The sequence below is a fragment of the Salinicola sp. V024 genome, assembly GCF_052645315.1.
Genome location: NZ_JBQXYB010000001.1, coordinates 522905 through 539095 on the forward strand (window position 1 = coordinate 522905; position 16191 = coordinate 539095).

Annotated in this window: 14 protein-coding genes and 4 tRNA genes; 6 read left to right on the forward strand and 12 right to left on the reverse strand. The window is 60.1% G+C overall.

The window, feature by feature from the left end:
- The 5 genes from ACUN9V_RS02370 to ACUN9V_RS02390 form a co-directional block, all read right to left on the reverse strand.
- Positions 1-1065, reverse strand: coding sequence for a lysylphosphatidylglycerol synthase transmembrane domain-containing protein (locus ACUN9V_RS02370; RefSeq protein ID WP_445510220.1), 1065 nt, complete (start codon positions 1063-1065; stop codon positions 1-3).
- A complete protein-coding gene (locus ACUN9V_RS02375) occupies positions 1062-2000 on the reverse strand; it encodes a class I SAM-dependent methyltransferase (RefSeq protein ID WP_445510221.1) in 939 nt (312 codons plus the stop codon). Before ACUN9V_RS02375 ends, ACUN9V_RS02370 begins: the two co-directional genes overlap by 4 nt.
- Entirely contained in the window at positions 2000-3064 is a 1065-nt protein-coding gene (locus ACUN9V_RS02380) for a glycosyltransferase family 4 protein (protein WP_445510222.1), read from the reverse strand. The genes ACUN9V_RS02375 and ACUN9V_RS02380 overlap by 1 nt, the downstream gene beginning before the upstream one ends.
- Positions 3061-3459: a 6-pyruvoyl trahydropterin synthase family protein gene (locus tag ACUN9V_RS02385; protein WP_439284801.1), complete on the reverse strand. Its 399-nt coding sequence runs from the start codon at positions 3457-3459 to the stop codon at positions 3061-3063. The genes ACUN9V_RS02380 and ACUN9V_RS02385 overlap by 4 nt, the downstream gene beginning before the upstream one ends.
- Positions 3460-3563: 104 nt before the next feature.
- Complete coding sequence (locus ACUN9V_RS02390; protein WP_445510223.1) at positions 3564-4535, reverse strand: zinc-dependent alcohol dehydrogenase; 972 nt, start codon at positions 4533-4535, stop codon at positions 3564-3566.
- A gap of 388 nt (positions 4536-4923) precedes the next feature.
- Here ACUN9V_RS02390 and ACUN9V_RS02395 point away from each other — a divergent pair, with 388 nt between their 5' ends.
- The 3 genes from ACUN9V_RS02395 (at position 4924) to ACUN9V_RS02405 (ending at position 7439) form a co-directional block, all read left to right on the forward strand.
- Entirely contained in the window at positions 4924-5685 is a 762-nt protein-coding gene (locus ACUN9V_RS02395) for a CDP-alcohol phosphatidyltransferase family protein (RefSeq protein WP_075562912.1), read from the forward strand.
- Between the two features lie 56 nt (positions 5686-5741).
- Entirely contained in the window at positions 5742-6353 is a 612-nt protein-coding gene (locus ACUN9V_RS02400) for a YceI family protein (RefSeq protein WP_139313648.1), read from the forward strand.
- Positions 6354-6416: 63 nt separating this feature from the next.
- Entirely contained in the window at positions 6417-7439 is a 1023-nt protein-coding gene (locus ACUN9V_RS02405; RefSeq protein WP_075562913.1) for a succinylglutamate desuccinylase/aspartoacylase family protein, read from the forward strand.
- Here the strand turns inward: ACUN9V_RS02405 and dusA are convergent.
- Positions 7436-8494, reverse strand: coding sequence for a tRNA dihydrouridine(20/20a) synthase DusA (gene dusA, locus ACUN9V_RS02410; RefSeq protein ID WP_445510224.1), 1059 nt, complete (start codon positions 8492-8494; stop codon positions 7436-7438). The genes ACUN9V_RS02405 and dusA overlap by 4 nt on opposite strands.
- 452 nt (positions 8495-8946) lie before the next feature.
- On the opposite strand from dusA, the gene ACUN9V_RS02415 reads away from it, so the two are divergent.
- Positions 8947-10398, forward strand: a complete 1452-nt coding sequence (locus ACUN9V_RS02415) for a glycosyltransferase family 29 protein (protein WP_445510225.1) — start codon at positions 8947-8949, stop codon at positions 10396-10398.
- A gap of 555 nt (positions 10399-10953) precedes the next feature.
- Here ACUN9V_RS02415 and ACUN9V_RS02420 read toward each other — a convergent pair.
- The 6 genes from ACUN9V_RS02420 to ACUN9V_RS02445 all read right to left on the reverse strand — a co-directional run bounded on the left by ACUN9V_RS02420 (position 10954) and on the right by ACUN9V_RS02445 (position 14693).
- Positions 10954-11040: transfer RNA gene (locus ACUN9V_RS02420), tRNA-Leu, on the reverse strand.
- A gap of 99 nt (positions 11041-11139) precedes the next feature.
- Positions 11140-11213, reverse strand: a tRNA-Cys gene (locus tag ACUN9V_RS02425).
- A 160-nt stretch (positions 11214-11373) separates the two neighbouring features.
- Positions 11374-11448: transfer RNA gene (locus ACUN9V_RS02430), tRNA-Gly, on the reverse strand.
- 63 nt (positions 11449-11511) lie between these two features.
- Positions 11512-12060 carry a CDP-diacylglycerol--glycerol-3-phosphate 3-phosphatidyltransferase gene (gene pgsA, locus ACUN9V_RS02435; RefSeq protein ID WP_110692887.1) on the reverse strand — a complete coding sequence of 183 codons (549 nt, stop codon included), beginning with the start codon at positions 12058-12060 and terminating at the stop codon, positions 11512-11514.
- Positions 12061-12121: 61 nt separating this feature from the next.
- On the reverse strand, positions 12122-13963 hold the full coding sequence (uvrC, locus tag ACUN9V_RS02440; protein WP_445510226.1) for an excinuclease ABC subunit UvrC: 1842 nt from the start codon (positions 13961-13963) through the stop codon (positions 12122-12124).
- 82 nt (positions 13964-14045) lie between these two features.
- Positions 14046-14693 carry a response regulator gene (locus ACUN9V_RS02445; RefSeq protein WP_110692889.1) on the reverse strand — a complete coding sequence of 216 codons (648 nt, stop codon included), beginning with the start codon at positions 14691-14693 and terminating at the stop codon, positions 14046-14048.
- 408 nt (positions 14694-15101) lie between these two features.
- Between ACUN9V_RS02445 and ACUN9V_RS02450 the strand changes: the two genes are divergently transcribed.
- Both ACUN9V_RS02450 and ACUN9V_RS02455 read left to right on the forward strand, forming a co-directional pair.
- Positions 15102-15177: transfer RNA gene (locus tag ACUN9V_RS02450), tRNA-Ala, on the forward strand.
- 398 nt (positions 15178-15575) lie between these two features.
- Positions 15576-15839: a hypothetical protein gene (locus ACUN9V_RS02455; RefSeq protein ID WP_445510227.1), complete on the forward strand. Its 264-nt coding sequence runs from the start codon at positions 15576-15578 to the stop codon at positions 15837-15839.
- The last annotated feature ends 352 nt before the right edge of the window (positions 15840-16191 follow it).

Here is a 16191-nt window from a genome sequence, read left to right on the forward strand (position 1 = left end):
TCATCTTGGCTCTCCTCCCGAGGCGAGGCGATCGGGAGCGACGCTATCGGGGGCGAAAATCTCGAAGTCCCGGACGGTTCGCCGATCAGCCGCTCGTCGGCCAGCATTCCGGCGGGCCCACCGATGATCCATCAACAGCACGGCTAGGCCGGGCAGGCTCGCGGCGAGGATCAGCAGGCCGTAGGTCACCGATAGCATCACGCCTTCCTGCGCCGGCAGGCCGGCCAGCGGCCAGATCACGGCGGCGGCACCTTCACGCAAACCCCAGCCGGCGATGGTCAGCGGAATCGCCATTGCCATCAGTAGCGGGGGGATCAGCGGCAACAGCTCGCCAACGGGACGTTCGAGTCCGAGCGCGCGGGCGGCGCACAGGAATACCGCGATATAGGTCGCGACGACCAGCAGCGAGCTTGCGAGTTGTGCCGGCCACACTTTGACCGTCAGCAGGGCACGATGAAGATCCTGCCAGAACCGTTTCAACGCTGCCCCCGCTCGGCTTCGCGTCAGCCAGAAAGCGGCCAAAAGCACTAAAGCGGCAGTCAACGATAGCCCGATGATGCCCACCCAACCGGCGCCAGCGTGTGCGTGCCATAGCTGACGAATGCCACCGCGCAGCGCGGGTGAAAGCGCTATCGCCAGAATGGCGACGCCCAGCAGGGCGACCTGACCGGAAGCGCGTTCGATGATCACGGCGCGTATCGCCGGGCCGGACTGCGACTTTGACGCCGCATTCGACGTCTGCCCGGCGTTGCCGTGGCGCCAGGCCCGCGCGGCATCGCCCACGACGCCGCCGGGCAACACCTGATTCAGGAACGTCGCCAGATAGTATTCGCGAATGGCGGTAGGCCAGGGCAGGGAGATTCCTACCTGATGCGCCGTCATACGCCAGCGCCAGGCCGACAGTACGACCTGGGGAACGCCGATGAGGATGGCCAGTGTCACCCAGCCGGGCGACAGCGCGCCGAGTCGATCCAGCAGTTCCCGGGTGTCCAGCTGCCAGGCCAGCAGGCCGAGCAGCGTAAGCGTTGCCGCCAGACGTAGCCCGGGCGATAGCCAGCGGTTCACGCTGGCGCTCCCGAAGCGCTCGCCATCGGTGTGGCGAACAGGTCTTTATGGCCGACGGTCAATGTCAGCTTGTCACGCATCAGCCCTTCGAGACGTTCGCCATGCCAACGATCGACGCGGCTGCTCTGCTGCGGCAGCTGCTCGTGGAGCGCGCTGCGCCAGCCGGCGAGCAGGGACTCGGCGAGCGTCAGTGATTCGGGGCCGAGACGCCAGGGCGAAGTGGCTTCGCGAATATGGTAACCGCGACGATGGAAGGCTTCGCGAAGATGGCGAGATGCCTGCGCCCCCATGGCCGGGCCGCTGCCCTTGTCGCGATGCTGATGCGTCTCCAGCGCCGCCAGCAAGAAACGGTCGTCGTCGCTGAATAACGGCGCTCCGCTGGCATCGTGGAAGCGGATATGGCCATCGACGCTAAGGGCGAACAGCACGGCGCAGCCGTGGTTCTGGCAGGCGTCCGCCAACGCTTCGACATCGGCGGGCGTCAGCAGGTCGAACAGTGCCGACGCCGTGACCAGATCGGCGCCTTGCAGGCCGTGTTCCCAGGCTTCGGTCAGGCTCGAATGCCGGGACTCCAGATGGATCGGTTGGGCATCGGCACTGGATAGGTGCTCGCAGCGCAGTCGAGCATGGGCCAGCAGTTCGGCGTCGTGATCGATCAGGCGCCAGTGCTGGGTGCCGTGAAGTCGCGGTGCCAGATAGCGCAGATTCGAACCGCTGCCGCATCCCAGGTCCACCAGTGTGCGCTGCGTTTCCAGCGGCCGGGCCGGCGTGGCTCGTCGTGTCAGCCAGCGATCCGCGGCATGGGTGAGCTGGGCATCGCGCGCCAGGTGATCGGCGGGCTCCCGCAGCGTCAGCCATTGATCGCTGAAAAGGGCATCGCTGAACAGGGCGTCGCCGGACAGGGTGTCGGTGGCAGGTGATGAAGGCATCGACATCAGCGCGTCGCCTCCGCTGTCGTGGCGCGTTTCAGGGCCTCGCCGAAAGCCTCGGCGGCGGTTTGCCAGTTGCCGAGCGTGGCGCGAATCTCTCGAGCGCCCGCCTGATAGCGTCGGTAGGTTTCAGGCTCTTCCAGCATGCTCCTGATCGCCTCGCGGAGCGCGTTGACGTCACCCGGCGGCACCTTGATTCCGGCGGTGTCCGGCAGAGTATGAGCCAGAGCGCCCCCTGTCGTGGTCACCACAGGAAGACCGTGGGCGAGCGCTTCGGTGATCACCATGCCGTAGCCCTCGTAGTGCGAGGGCAGCACGAACAGATCGGCCTGCCGATAATGGGCGCTCAGGCGCTCGCTGGACTGGGAGCCCAGCAGGTGGACGCGATCGTTCAGCTGATGGCGCGCGATCGCCTCTCGCACCTTGTCGACGTAAGCCTCGGCGCGATCGAGGGCACCGATCAGATCGCACTGCCAGGGTAGCGAGGTCAGACCGGCCAGGGCTTCGACCAGCAGGTCCTGGCCCTTGCGTGGCGTGACCGTAGCGATACACAGCAGGCGCGGGGTCCCGCTGCCGTCGCCGCTCGCCAACTCTCCAGTTTCGACGCCGGGCTCGATGACTGCGATCTTCTCGGCCGGCACGGCAAAATCGGCCAGCCTCCGGGCGGTATAGACACTGGTGACGATGACACTCTCGACGGCCGCCAGGGCCCGGGTCTCACTGATCCGGAAGCGCTGCTGTTCGGGCGCCCCCAGCCCGGTCTCATCGGCGAGCGGATGATGCACCAGCGCGGTGATCGATAGTCGTGACGCATGACGCTCGACGATCGCCGGCAGCCCGCCCAACGCGAGGCCGTCGATAACGGCTCGACTGCCGTCCGGTAGCGTGGTCAGGGCGCTATCCAGAGCATGAGAGGCGACGGCGTCAGGCTCCGGAAAGCGGCCCTCGAGTCCGACCACGTCGATCTGCCAACCGTTGGCGCGTAGCGCCTCGACGATTCGCGCGTCGTAGACGTAGCCGCCGGTCAACTGGCCGGGGTCGCCGGCGACGATCATGGTGAAATCGCTCATAGGCCCCCTTCGTAGCTTGCCCAGGCAACGTGCGACTCGTGCAGCGTGACGTCCAGCGCGGTGAGATGGCGAGCGCCATCGCCCAGTTCGCCATCACGGATGGCATGGGACAGACGGTCGAACACGACCTTGGCCATGAATTCGGTCGTGGTGTTGCGACCCTTGAACTCGTCGATCTCGTCGAGATTGTTCAAGGTGAACTCGCCGAGAATGCGTTTTAGAACCTCGCTCGCCAGACCAATATCGACCACCAGATCGTCGTGGTCGAGCTCGGGGCGCTTGAAGGTGACGTCGACGACGTAGGTGGCACCGTGCAGCTTCTGCGCCGGGCCGAAGGTGTCGCTGTTGAAACTGTGGGCGATCATCATGTGATCGCGGACGGTCAAACTGAACATTGTTGTCGCTCCTTGATGAGTGCGTCCTTGTTGCATGATTCGTTCGATCCAGCCACTGAACCGCTGAGGCACTACGGCGACGAGTTCAATAGCTTTACGTGGTATCAGCCGTAGCGGATGCGCTGGCACAGCGTATCGTCTTCGCGCTGACTCAGGCGCTTCAGCGTCTCGGGCAGGTCTCTAAAATGGCTTTCACCGCTGATCAGCACGTCGAGACAGTCGTGATTGAGCAGCGATAGCGCCAGAGAGAGCCGCCGCTTGTGATCCCAGCGAGGTCGATGCCCGGGAGAAACGCTGCCGACCTGACTCGAGCGCAGCGTCAGGCGATGAGCGTGGAAGGCTTCGCCGAGCGGCAGGTTGACCTCGCGGCTGCCGTACCAGCTCATCTCGAGGACGGTCGCTTCGAATCCGGCCAGCGAGAGGGCGGTCTGCAGGCCGGCATCGGAAGCGCTGGCGTGGATGACCAAATCCTGCTCGGCCGCTGCCGTTTCGGGAGTATGGAAATCGACGTCCAGGGCGTCGCCGAGGAAACGTTTGCGTTCGTCGATATCGATCAGTTGGACGCGGGCGCCGGGTAGCCGGGCACACAGCCACGCCACCAGCGAGCCGACCACGCCGGCACCGATGACGCTGATGCGGTCGCCGATCCCGGGGGCGGCATCCCATAGCGCGTTGAGTGCCGTCTCCATGTTGGCGCCGAGGATCGCCCGTTGCGGTGGTACGTCGGCGGGCAGCGGCACGACATCGTCGACGGTCACGCGGTAGTGGGTCTGATGGGGATGGAGGCAATAGACGTAGCGGCCGTGCCAGTCATGCGCGCCCTGTTCGACGACGCCGACATTGGAGTAACCGTATTTGACCGGCCCCGGGAATTCGCCGCTCTGAAACGGGGCGCGCATCCGCTGGTATTCACTGACCGGCACCTGACCATTGAAGACCAGGGTTTCGCTGCCGCGACTGATGGCGGAGTAACAGGTTCTCACCATCAGATCACCGCTGGCACTAAGTTCGGCCTGGCGAATTTCACCGCTGCCGTCGCCAAGAGACCAGAAAGCATGGGCGTAAGGCGTGGTCATCGAGAATTGCGCTCCTTGAAGTCGGACATGACTGATGAATTCGTCGTGGCGCTGGTTCGTCGCTACCCTGAGACGAGTATGGCAGAGTGTGACGATTTGGCATTGTACAAGAAGTGTACAGATAAATGGTGTCGGTCGAAATTCACGGCTGCGGCGGCCGATCGCGATCGCCTCCCCGGCGGGCGAGCACTAGCTGGCGTTTCAGCCTGGCGGCCTGCCTGCAACCGGCCAAGACCGGCGGTAACGACCCTATAGCGTCAGCAGGTCGAAGTGCATCCAGAGTTGTACGAGTCGCGTATCCATGTCAACGGCGACGATTCGGAAAGTACGTGGACGGTATGCCGAACGGGAATCAGGCAATGTTCTTGCGAAGTGGAGGGATCCAGCGATGCGACATTCGTCGGCGCGTATAGCGGTGGCGCCTCGACGGCGGCTTCAATCCGTTCGAGGATGGATCGAGCTGGCGGCGGGCCTGGCTTTGGTTGCCTTGCTGACCGAGTGGGTACAGTGGGCATTTTCCGCCCCCTCGGGGTTGCGATTCACGGCAGGCGGGATCTATGTGGCGATCGCCACGGCCGTGCTGTGGGCCTGGCCGGCGTCTCGTCACGGACTGGGCTGGGCCAATCGGATCACGCTGATCCGGGCCGTTCTGATCGCCATTATCGCGGGCGTGGTCGTCTATCCGGACTTCATCCAGCGTCATGCCGAGGGCATTGCCGCGCTGGCGCTACTGGCGCTATCCCTCGACGGTATCGACGGCTGGGTAGCACGCCGGACCGGTTCGGCGAGCGCCTTCGGTGCGCGCTTCGACATGGAGCTGGATGCGTTTTTCATCGTCGTGCTGTGTACCGCACTGATCGCGCTGGACAAGGCCGGTGCCTGGATTCTGATCATCGGGCTGGCGCGCTACGCTTTCGTGATGGCGGGGATGTACGCGCCCTGGCTTCACCGCACGTTACCCGATAGCGTCTTCCGCAAGACGGTCTGCGTGTGGCAGGTGGCAACGTTGATGGCCTGCCTGCTGCCTTTCGTCGAGCCGACTTGGGTAACCGGCTTCACGTTGCTGGCGGCACTGCTGCTGGCGCTCTCCTTCGGCCGGGATATCGTCTGGCTGTGGCAGCGCCGAACCGTTGACGCCAGCGGGCTTTGATTCCCGTCGAACGTGACGCTTTTTCCGTCATTCGCACTCGAGACAAGGAGTTCACCATGGGCCTGATGCGATTGCCTCTACTCACCGCTTCCATGGCGTTCGTGCTGGGTTCGTCGATCTCGACCGCGCAGGCTGAGCCGCGGCGTTTCGAGATCGATCCCGAGCACTTCACCATCGCGTTCATGGTGAATCATCTGGGATACGAGAACCTGCTGGGCCAGTTTCTGGAGGGCGAGGGCAGTTTCGTCTACGACCGCGAGACGCAGGAGCTGAGTTCAGCCCAGGTCACGATCCAGGCCAACAGCGTTTTCACCAATCTCGATGCTCGTGACCGCCACCTCCGGGACGACGATTTTCTGAATGCCGATGATTACCCCCGACTGCATTTCGTGGCCACCGATTTCGAGCCCTCTTCACCGACCACCGGGACGCTGAACGGGGAACTCACCATGTTGGGACGCACCGAGCCGGTAACCCTGGACGTCACGCTGAATCAGGATGAGGTCTACCCTTTCGGGCATGGACGTCCCACCCTGGGTCTATCGGTCCGCGGGGCGCTCGACCGCAGCGACTGGGGCATGGATTACGGCGTCGACAACGGCATGGTCGGCGATCACGTGACCCTGATCTTCGAACTGGAAGCCGTGGAGCAAGACGGCTCGCCATGATGGCCTGATGGCTTTACGATCTCAGGATCTTCTTTACCGATCCATTCATTATCAAGGCTACTCATGGCGCAGGAAGCTTTCACCCTCGTTGGCGAGCGAATCGAGCCGGGCACTCGTCGCCAGGTCGATGTGCCGGTCGCCAAACTCTATACGCACGCGCCAATGCATATTCCAGTCGAGGTGGTGCACGGCCGTCAGCCGGGCCCAGTACTGCTGGTCTGTGGCGCCATTCATGGCGACGAACTCAATGGCGTCGAGATCGTCCGTCGACTGCTGAGGTTGCCCAACCTCTCACGGCTTCGGGGAACGCTCATCGCCGTGCCGGTCGTCAATGTCTTCGGCTTCGTGCAGCAGTCCCGCTACCTGCCTGACCGGCGTGATCTCAACCGCTGCTTTCCGGGCAGCGAGGGCGGATCGCTGGGCTCGCGGATCGCCGCGCTGTTGCGTGAAGAAATGGTCGATCGGGCCACGCACATCATCGATCTGCACACCGGGGCGATTCATCGTACCAACTTGCCGCAGATTCGCTCCCAGCTGCGCCAGAATCTAGAGACCCAGGCCATGGCCGAGGCATTCGGCGTGCCGGTGATTCTGAATGCCGAGTTGCGCGAAGGGAGCCTGCGTGAGTATGCCCAGAACCGCGGCGTGCCGGTGCTGACCTACGAGGCCGGCGAGGCGCTGCGTTTTGACGAGTGGGCAATTGCGCCCGGGGTCAGAGGGATCCGGCGTGTCATGCGTCTGATCGGCATGCTGCCGGCGGACAGCCGCCGACGGACGCCGCCAGCGGCGGAGATCGCCAACGGCTCGAGCTGGGCGCGGGCGCCGATCGATGGCATCCTGCGGCCACGGGTCAGGCTGGGGGCGCGGGTCGCCAAGCAGCAGACGCTGGGGGTGGTCGCCGATCCGTTCGGCAATGCCGAGGCCCCGGTGGTCGCGAGTGCCGACGGCATCGTCATCGGCATGAGCAATCTGCCGCTGGTCAATGAGGGCGAGGCGCTGTTTCACGTCGCTCGCTATGAGGAGATCGACGACGTCGAGAACGCAGTGGAAAGCTTTCAGTCCCGCTACGAGACCACAGGCTTCTAGATCTCTTCAGATGAGGCTTCCATCAGTTTCTGCTCGTCCACCAGACCCACGGCGTCATCGTAGATCCTGATGCCGGCACCGTCTCGATGAGCATGTTCCGACAGATGACGGCGGAACCGGCGGCCTCCTTTGCAACCCTGAAACAGCCCCAGCACATGCCGAGTCACATGGTTGAGCTTGGCGCCCTCGTCGAGCCGCTCGATCACGTAGGGACGAAAGGCGCGAGCGACATCGTGGCGACTGAAAGCCGGCGCGTTCTCGCCGTAGAGCATGCTGTCGACCCCAGCCAGCAGCCAGGGGTTCTGATAGGCTTCGCGGCCGACCATCACGCTATCCACGCCTGCCGCCAGATGCGTCTGGCACGCTTCCAGCGTCTTCACGCCGCCGTTAATGCCGATATGCAGCGCCGGATGATTGGCCTTGAGACGATAGACGCGCTCGTAGTTGAGCGGGGGCACGTCGCGGTTCTGTTTGGGAGACAATCCCTGTAACCACGCCTTGCGCGCATGCACGATGAAGGTGTCGCAACCGGCCCCCGCCACCTGTTCGATGAAGCGCTCGAGATCGGCATCCTCGTCCTGGTCGTCGATACCGATACGGCACTTCACCGTGACCGGGATCGAAACGGCGCGACGCATCGCGGCCACCGCCTTGGCCACCTTGTCGGGGTAGGCCATCAGACAGGCGCCAATCATGTTGTTCTGCACCCGATCGCTGGGACAACCCACGTTGAGATTGACCTCGTCGTAGCCCCATTCTTCGGCAATGATTGCGCACTCGGCCAGTTCCCCCGGGTCGCTACCGCCCAGCTGTAGCGCCAGCGGATGTTCATCGGCGTTGTAGCCCAGGAAGCGCTCCCGCGGCGAACCATGCAGAATCGCACCGGTGGTGACCATTTCGGTGTACAGCAGAGCACGCCGCGTCAGGCAGCGAGCCAGCGCCCGGTAGTCTCTGGTCGTCCATTCCATCATCGGCGCGACGGAGAAGGTGCGGTCGAGCGGATGCCGTGTGGCAGTAGCCTTCACGGCAGTGGGGGCATTTTCGATAGCGGCCATATCAGGTAATAGTTGCAGTGATTCGTTTGGCATTGCGCAAGAAACGATCACATCCTGACACCTCGTGACGCGTCAGCATGCAATGACCTTGGCCTGTATCGCCAAGCGCAAGGGGATGGACGCAAGTTTCTCATATTCGGCGCGTGTTGGCATCGCCTTTACCGTCATGGCGGCGAGACAAAATCCCGTACATGTTTGTGCAGGCCTGCACTCGAAGAATGGGGGGAGGGTGCTGGAACGCCGCGGTACGGAGCTTGCCAGAATGGCAGAGGCCACTCACGGAAATGCTGGCAAGCGTTATCCCAGTCAATTCCGTCACGGGCGTGGTGATTCGTCACTCCTTAAGCGCTTGGGCAACTTCCGGATCTTGGGCATCAGCAGGGCACTGAATCGCTAGGGGGCGCCTACCTGGCGATGAGTAAATCGGTTAACGTGTCGATGAAATAGTGTCGTTGAATAGTGTCGATGAAAGCGTTAATCAAGGAAATAAAAATTCTAGGCATCAAAGCGTGACGTCTAGCTGTCCAGGTCGTTTTGAGAGAGGGTTTATGGTTGAAAGAGAAGAGGGGGGTGTCGAATCTGCTTTTGCCAAACTGCAGGAGGAGGTGAATGGCTTTCTAGACAATCCCTCGGCAGGTTCCGCCTTCAATTTTATTAACTGCGCCACGGAGTTGAAGAATGAAGATGCGATCAAGCTATCTGATAACGACAATAGCTTGGTGGTGCGAGTCTTTTGGGCCGTAAATTATGTGCTTTTCGATAAAGATGTTTTCGCCGCTCAAGAAGTCTTTTTTTCAAAGTCGTGTGGTGAGCCCAGCGATGATGAAGTGCTGATCTGGTTTTTTTTGCTGGTCAGATGCAGGGTATTGGTGGACGCCACTTATGAAGCCTTCTCAACCGTCAGGAAAAGGCAGTTGAGCATCTTGGGTAAAGCAGCAAAAGAGATGGTCAGATTGAAGTGGCGGTATGAAGGTCCTGATGAACAGTTATTGAATTATATATTTCAGTTAAGGCAGAGCATCAAAAGCAAGGAGTTGACGAGAGAGTCTGTGGCGTTGAGTTTGTATTTAAATAAAACGGATATCGTTGCTGTAGAAGTTAACGAGCATGCTTGGCTTAAGCATGAGTTCAACAGGCTGCTCCCTCTTGCTTCATTTTTGTTTGAAAACAATTTGTCTGAAAGCCCTGATGTCATCTTTTACCACAATATGCATCTTGAAATACTGCATAATTCAAGTCAGCTCGCCCAACAGATTAAAGAAGAAACTGTGGCTGTGGTCGGTAATTCACCATGCGAATTAGGTAGTGGTAAAGGGAAAGTGATCGATTCCTATTCATTGGTCGTCAGATTCAATTATTTCTCCGTTCGGGAGCATTACTCTTCTGACTATGGCCGCAAGTTTGATGTTCATGTGAGAGGGGCGGGAGATACAGAAGAGCTGGCTGATCGTTCCAGCGACGCCCGTTTTGTTGTTCTCAATCAGTATGATTTTTTATATCATTTTCGACGATGGGAACATTTGAAAGCGCTTTATGAAAAAGGTGTCAGGTTATGCTGTCTTCCTAGCGGTCATCATTTCCCGCTTCAAAAAGAGCTTAAAGCTGAGCCTAGTCTAGGCCTTTCCTTCTTGAAGTTTGTGAAAGATGTTACGAATCATGTCGAAAGAAGTCAGTGCTTTGGCTTTTCGTTGTCTGATCAGTTATCCGGAAAAGCGCACTATTTTGATCACAGGCAACCCGCTTATACTCACAACTGGATCAAAGAGAAGCAGATATTTGAAGGCTGGGTTGACAATAATGACAGATTTGAAAAGAGTGGCTATCTCGGGAAGGCGTTTGTTCGATTAAAGGAAACGTTTTTTCCAGATAAGGCTGACACGACACCGCGGTTTAATGCCCCGTGATAATCGGATCGCCGAACTGGGATGGTCATGACAGACGCGTCGAAATGGCAGCGCAAAAGTATGACACCTTGGAAGTCCCTTCGCAGGGTGCCGCATGGCCTCGGGCGCATTCAAGTCCTCCAGGCGTCGGCCGATAAAGCTTTCATCAAAGGCCGGGCTCGCACGTTCGCCGCCGATGATCGGGCCAACCTTCGATGACATTGAATCGAGTCGTCCGACGCTTTTTGTCGCTTCCCTGCGACGACTTCGACTCGATGCTCGGGGTGGCAACGCCAGGTGTCATCGAGTCGCTTTTTCCCTGCGAATCTCAGCGCCAGTTTTCCACACTCTACATTCGATTGATGGCTCTCGAGAACGGCACTCCGCCTTCAAGCTTGGCATGAAGCGGGCATTTTCAGAATGGGAATCACGCTTCTGGGGAGGGCGTATCTATCGCAGGGGGCGAATTATCTATCACACGGGCCGTGATCTACCGGGAGCCGATAGTGATAGTATAATGATGATGAACACCGGAACCGTCGATCATTTGCAGCGAGGGAAGGTCTAGCCTGAAGATGGTGCCCGGAGCCGGGCTCGAACCGGCACGGTGTTGCCACCGAGGGATTTTAAGTCCCTTGCGTCTACCAATTTCGCCATCCGGGCCGACGACAACCGGTCAATCTTGTCCGGTCGCTTTCTGAAAACGAAGTGCCGGTAACCAGGAGAGTAACCGAATCGCTCGGATTCGATCTACTTGAGAAGTGGAGGCTGGAGTCGGAATCGAACCGGCGTACACGGAGTTGCAGTCCGCTGCATAACCACTCTGCCATCCAGCCTGATTTCGAGTTACGAGAATCTGTCGTTTGAACTGATCTTTTCAGTACAGATGACTTGGATATCTCGGATCGAAATATGCGTTTGGAGCGGGAAAGGAGATTTGACCGGGCTGGCGTTCCAGCTTCCGACCCTCGCTGACCGTTTCCATCACAACATGTTTGGAGCGGGAAAGGAGATTCGAACTCCCGACCCTCGCCTTGGCAAGGCGATGCTCTACCACTGAGCTATTCCCGCTGAACACGCCGTCGCATTATAAGGATAAGTGCGTAAGTGTCAAACGCTTATGTCGTTTTTCGGTCAGAGCGAGCGGGTCAGTTCCGGCCATGCGGCCTTGAGATACTGAGCCATCGACCACAGCGTCAGACATGCCGCCGCGTAGAGCAGCACGATGCCGAGATGGGCGATGAGGGTGGACGGGGGAAAGCCCAGTAGCAGCAGCAGGGAGATCATCTGCAGCGTCGTCTTCGACTTGCCGATCCAGGATACCGCGACGCGCTTGCGCTGGCCGATTTCCGCCATCCATTCGCGAAGGGCCGAGATCACGATTTCCCGACCGATAATGACCAGGGCCGGCAGCGTCAGCCACCAGACCTGGTAGCGCTCGATCAGCAGCGCCAGCGCGACCGCCACCATGACCTTGTCCGCGACGGGATCGAGGAAGGCGCCGAACGGTGTGCTCTGATCCCAGCGCCTGGCCAGATAGCCGTCCAGCCAGTCGGTGATCGCGGCAAGGCCGAACAGCGCCGCCGTCACGAGCATGCTCCAGCTGTAGGGGATATAGAACAGCACCACCATCAGCGGGATGAACACGATTCTAGCCAGGGTGAGCATGTTGGGAATGTTCATCGTGCCTCTAGCATCCTTACTGGGAGGTGAAAGTCGGGCATTTTACGCCTGATGAGTGTGGTCATCCATGAAGCGCCTGGTGAATCGTAGCTGCCATCTGTTCATTGATCCCGGGAACGCGTGAAAGATCGTCCCTAGTTGCCTTGCGTACGCCCTGCAGCCCTCCGAAAAAGCGTAACAGCTCGCGGCGACGTTTCGGCCCGACACCGGGAATATCCTGCAGCGTCGAGGTCCGGCGCTGCTTGTCGCGGCGTTGACGGTGACCGGTGATCGCGAAACGGTGCGCTTCGTCGCGAATATGCTGAAGCAGGTGCAGCGCCGGAGAGCTGGTATCGAGATCGAGTGTGCGGTCCACCGTCTCGATGAACAAGGTTTCCAGGCCGGCCTTGCGAGTGGTGCCCTTGGCGACGCCAATCAGGGCGACCCCGGTAACCTCCAGTTCGACAAGCACTTCCCGGGCCATGTTCAACTGGCCCTTGCCGCCGTCGACGATCAGGATGTCCGGCAGTTTGCCTTCGCCTTTCTGCAGACGCTTGAAGCGTCGGGTCAATGCCTGCCGCATTGCCGCGTAGTCGTCACCGGCGGCCACGCCTTCGATGTTGAAGCGACGATAGTCGGATTTGGCGGGGCCTTTGTGATCAAACACCACGCAGGAGGCAACAGTCGCCTCGCCATGGCTGTGGCTGATGTCGAAGCACTCGAGGCGAGCAGGAGTCGCCGGCACGTCCAGTGCCTCGCGGAGCGACTCGAAACGCTTGCCCAGTTGACTGCGATTGGCGAGCTGGGTCGCCAAGTGCTGCTCGGCGTTGGTGATGGCCAGTTTCCGCCACTGCGCGCGGTGGCCGCGTACCTGGGCAGCAACGCGGATTCGGCGGCCGGCGTGCTCGCTTAACGCAGCCTGCAGCAGTTCGCTATCCGTCAACGGATGCGAGGCGATGATCTCGAGCGGAATCTCCTTGGACTGCCCCAGGTAGTACTGACTGACGAATTCGCTGAGCAGTTCGTCCGCGGCGAGATCCAGGCCGTTGTCGGGCTGATGGTGCCTGGCGCCGAGCATGCGCCCCTGGCGAATGGCCAGGACGCTGATGCAGAGTCCGCCCGGCTGCTCGGCCAGCGCGAAGATATCGGCATCACCATCGGCGTTGTCGACGTACTGCTTTTCCTGAAGCCGGCGCAGCTGCTGAACCTGGTCCCGCAGGCGTGCGGCCTCCTCGAAATTCAGCGAGTCGCTGGCGCGCTCCATGCTGGCGGCCAGCTGCTGCGTGACCTGCTCGCTGCGCCCTTCGAGGCACATCATGGCGTGCTCGACGTCCTGACGGTAGTCGGCTTCGCTGATGTAGTCGACGCAGGGCGCGCTGCAGCGCTTGATCTGATACTGCAGACAAGGGCGGTGGCGATGAGCAAAGACGCTATCTTCGCAGTTGCGGATACGAAAGATCTTCTGCATCAGCGACAGACTCTCGCGAACCGCGGTTGAGCTCGGATAGGGCCCGAGATAGCGCCCGTCACGCCGCTTCTGCCGAACCCGTTTGAACTCCAGCGCGGGGTAAGGGTGCCGGTCGCTGACGAAGACGTAGGGATACGACTTGTCGTCGCGCAACAAGATGTTGTAGGGCGGGCGCAGCTCCTTGATCAAGGTCTGTTCGAGAAGCAGTGCTTCGGTCTCGCTGCGGGTGATCGTGACCTGGATGTCTTCGATTCGCGCGACCAGCGCCTGGGTCTTGGCATTCAGCGCGCCACGAAAATAACTGGCCAACCGCGGCTTCAGCCGTTTGGCCTTGCCGACGTAAAGCACGTTGGCATGCTCGTCGAGCATGCGGTACACGCCCGGCGACTCCGAAACCGACTTCAGGAAGTGCTTGGCATCAAAGCGTGGCAGGGTATCGATCGAGGATTCATTCATCGCCGAAGTATATCAAAATCCTGGCGGTACACGCCGAGGTTTACCGCTGTGGAAAGGCGTAGAATCCATGATTTCCGGGCCATCACGATATTGGTTCGAAGCCTTCCAGCATGCCGTAGCGCAGGCCGAGATGGGTCAGTTCCACGTCCGACTGAACCTGCAGTTTGTCGAAGATACGGTAGCGGTAGGTGTTGACCGTCTTGGGGCTGAGACAGAGCTGCTCCGAGATCCGATTCACTTTCTGGCAGTGGATGATCATGGTCGCGATCTGCAACTCGCGGTGCGAGAGCTGATCGAAGGGGCTCTGAACTCCTGCGCTGCGAGCGAGCACCAATCGCTGCGCAATGTCGGGACTAATGAAGCGCTCGCCGGCGGCAACTCGGCGCACAGCGTCGATCATCAGGTCCAGTTCGGTGCCCTTGCTGATGAACCCGCTGACGCCGGAATCGATCAGCCGCTGGGCCGTGCCTTCTTCGACCTGGCCGGTGAGGACGACGATCCGGATCGCGGGTTGCGTCTTGAGCAGTTTCAGAATCGTTTCCAGACCGCCGATGCCCGGCATTCGAATATCGATCATCGCGATATCCGGTAGATGCTCCCGACAGCCTTGCAGCGCACTTTCTCCGCTGTCGGCTTCGGCAACGATCTCGATGTCAGGCTCGCAGGCCAGTACGCGAGCAATACTTGTACGCACCAGATGATGGTCGTCGGCTACCAGTACCTTGATCAAGATGACTCCTGAATTCTGGCGTTATCCGCGCAAACTCGCCGTGGACGACCATATTGGGCGCCCACCAATGGCAACATTGAAATCTGCTTTTTCTGCATGGGCCAGCCACGCGCTGAGGTCCAAGGTGTTAACGCCAGGATCCGTCTAGCTGAGGCCTCGATGATAGTGAGGAACGCTGGATCGGTATTCTGCGATGTCCGATTTTGCTTATCCCTTGTTGATCGAGTGTGCCAGATTACCCGATCATATGCTCCCTATTCGAGCCGGGAATTTGCGGCCGACAAAACCGTGTCGGGCGGCGATATTCGGCGTGCCGGGCGCATGTCGCGGCGGCGAATTCACCCGGGGGTTGACCTCGAGTTCGAGGCCTTTTATAGTGCGTCGCGTCCTGAGGGACAGTCGTTATCAGGGGCCTTAGCTCAGCTGGGAGAGCGCAACACTGGCAGTGTTGAGGTCAGCGGTTCGATCCCGCTAGGCTCCACCAGAATCGCCTTCGAAAAAGCCGCTCGCCGCCAACGCGTCGAGCGGCTTTTTCGTGTTTACGGCCTAAGTTCTGGCTTAAGTTCTGATTTAAGTTCTGATTTAAGTTCTGATTTAAGTTCTGACCTAGGTTCTGGCCATTCGAATTAGGCGAATTATGCGGGCTTCTTCGCCCGTTTGCCTCGCCGAACGTCTCCCACAATGTTTCAAGCCGCGAACGCGACCGCGATTCGTGTCGAGCAGTCACAATGATAAGCCGCGATGTGGTCAGGGATATCGGCGGGGAGCCCTATGCAAGAGTTCGTTTTCGATGTGGTCATCAGACCTAAATTTTCGTCTCCGCGATGCTGGGAGGCGTTGGTACCCGCTCTGCCGGGGCTGACGACGGAGTCGCCAAGCGACATGGAGGCCTTCGAGCAGCTCCTGGATCAGATCCTTCCTCACCTGGCGCGGCGACTCGCGCGTGGCGAAGGCGTTCCCCGGCAATCTCGAGTCGGTCAATACGTCGGCAGCTATGGCCTCGTTTTCTGGCAATTCCTGAGCGTGCGACTGGGTCCCTTGAAGGCCGGGCAGATCGCGATCGAGCCGATCTTTCCTGATATCGGCGAGCTGATGACGAGACTCGAAGGGGGCGACCTGTCGGCGGAAGAAGCAGAAGTCGAGTGACGAGGCGTGACACGAGTGAAGGTGCTGCGTGAGAGAGACCGGGAACGCGGACGAACGAGGTGTCGACAAGGCCGCGCCACCGATTGACAGGGCGAGTCGGCACACGGCACTATACCGGACATGAAAACGAACCAATCGCACAGACCGAACCAGTGGTGGTGGCGCCTTTAACGCAAGGGTGGCTCGCCGGCGTCTGTGGATTGACGTTCGATAACAATGCCGCCCCATGGGGCGGCATTTTTTTTGTGTGCTCGTTTCGTTCCATGAGGTGGCATCGCTGAAACGATCGGCTCGGGTGATGATTCCGAGCAGGAAATCGGGAACTCAGGCCGATTGATTCGACATACCAGGA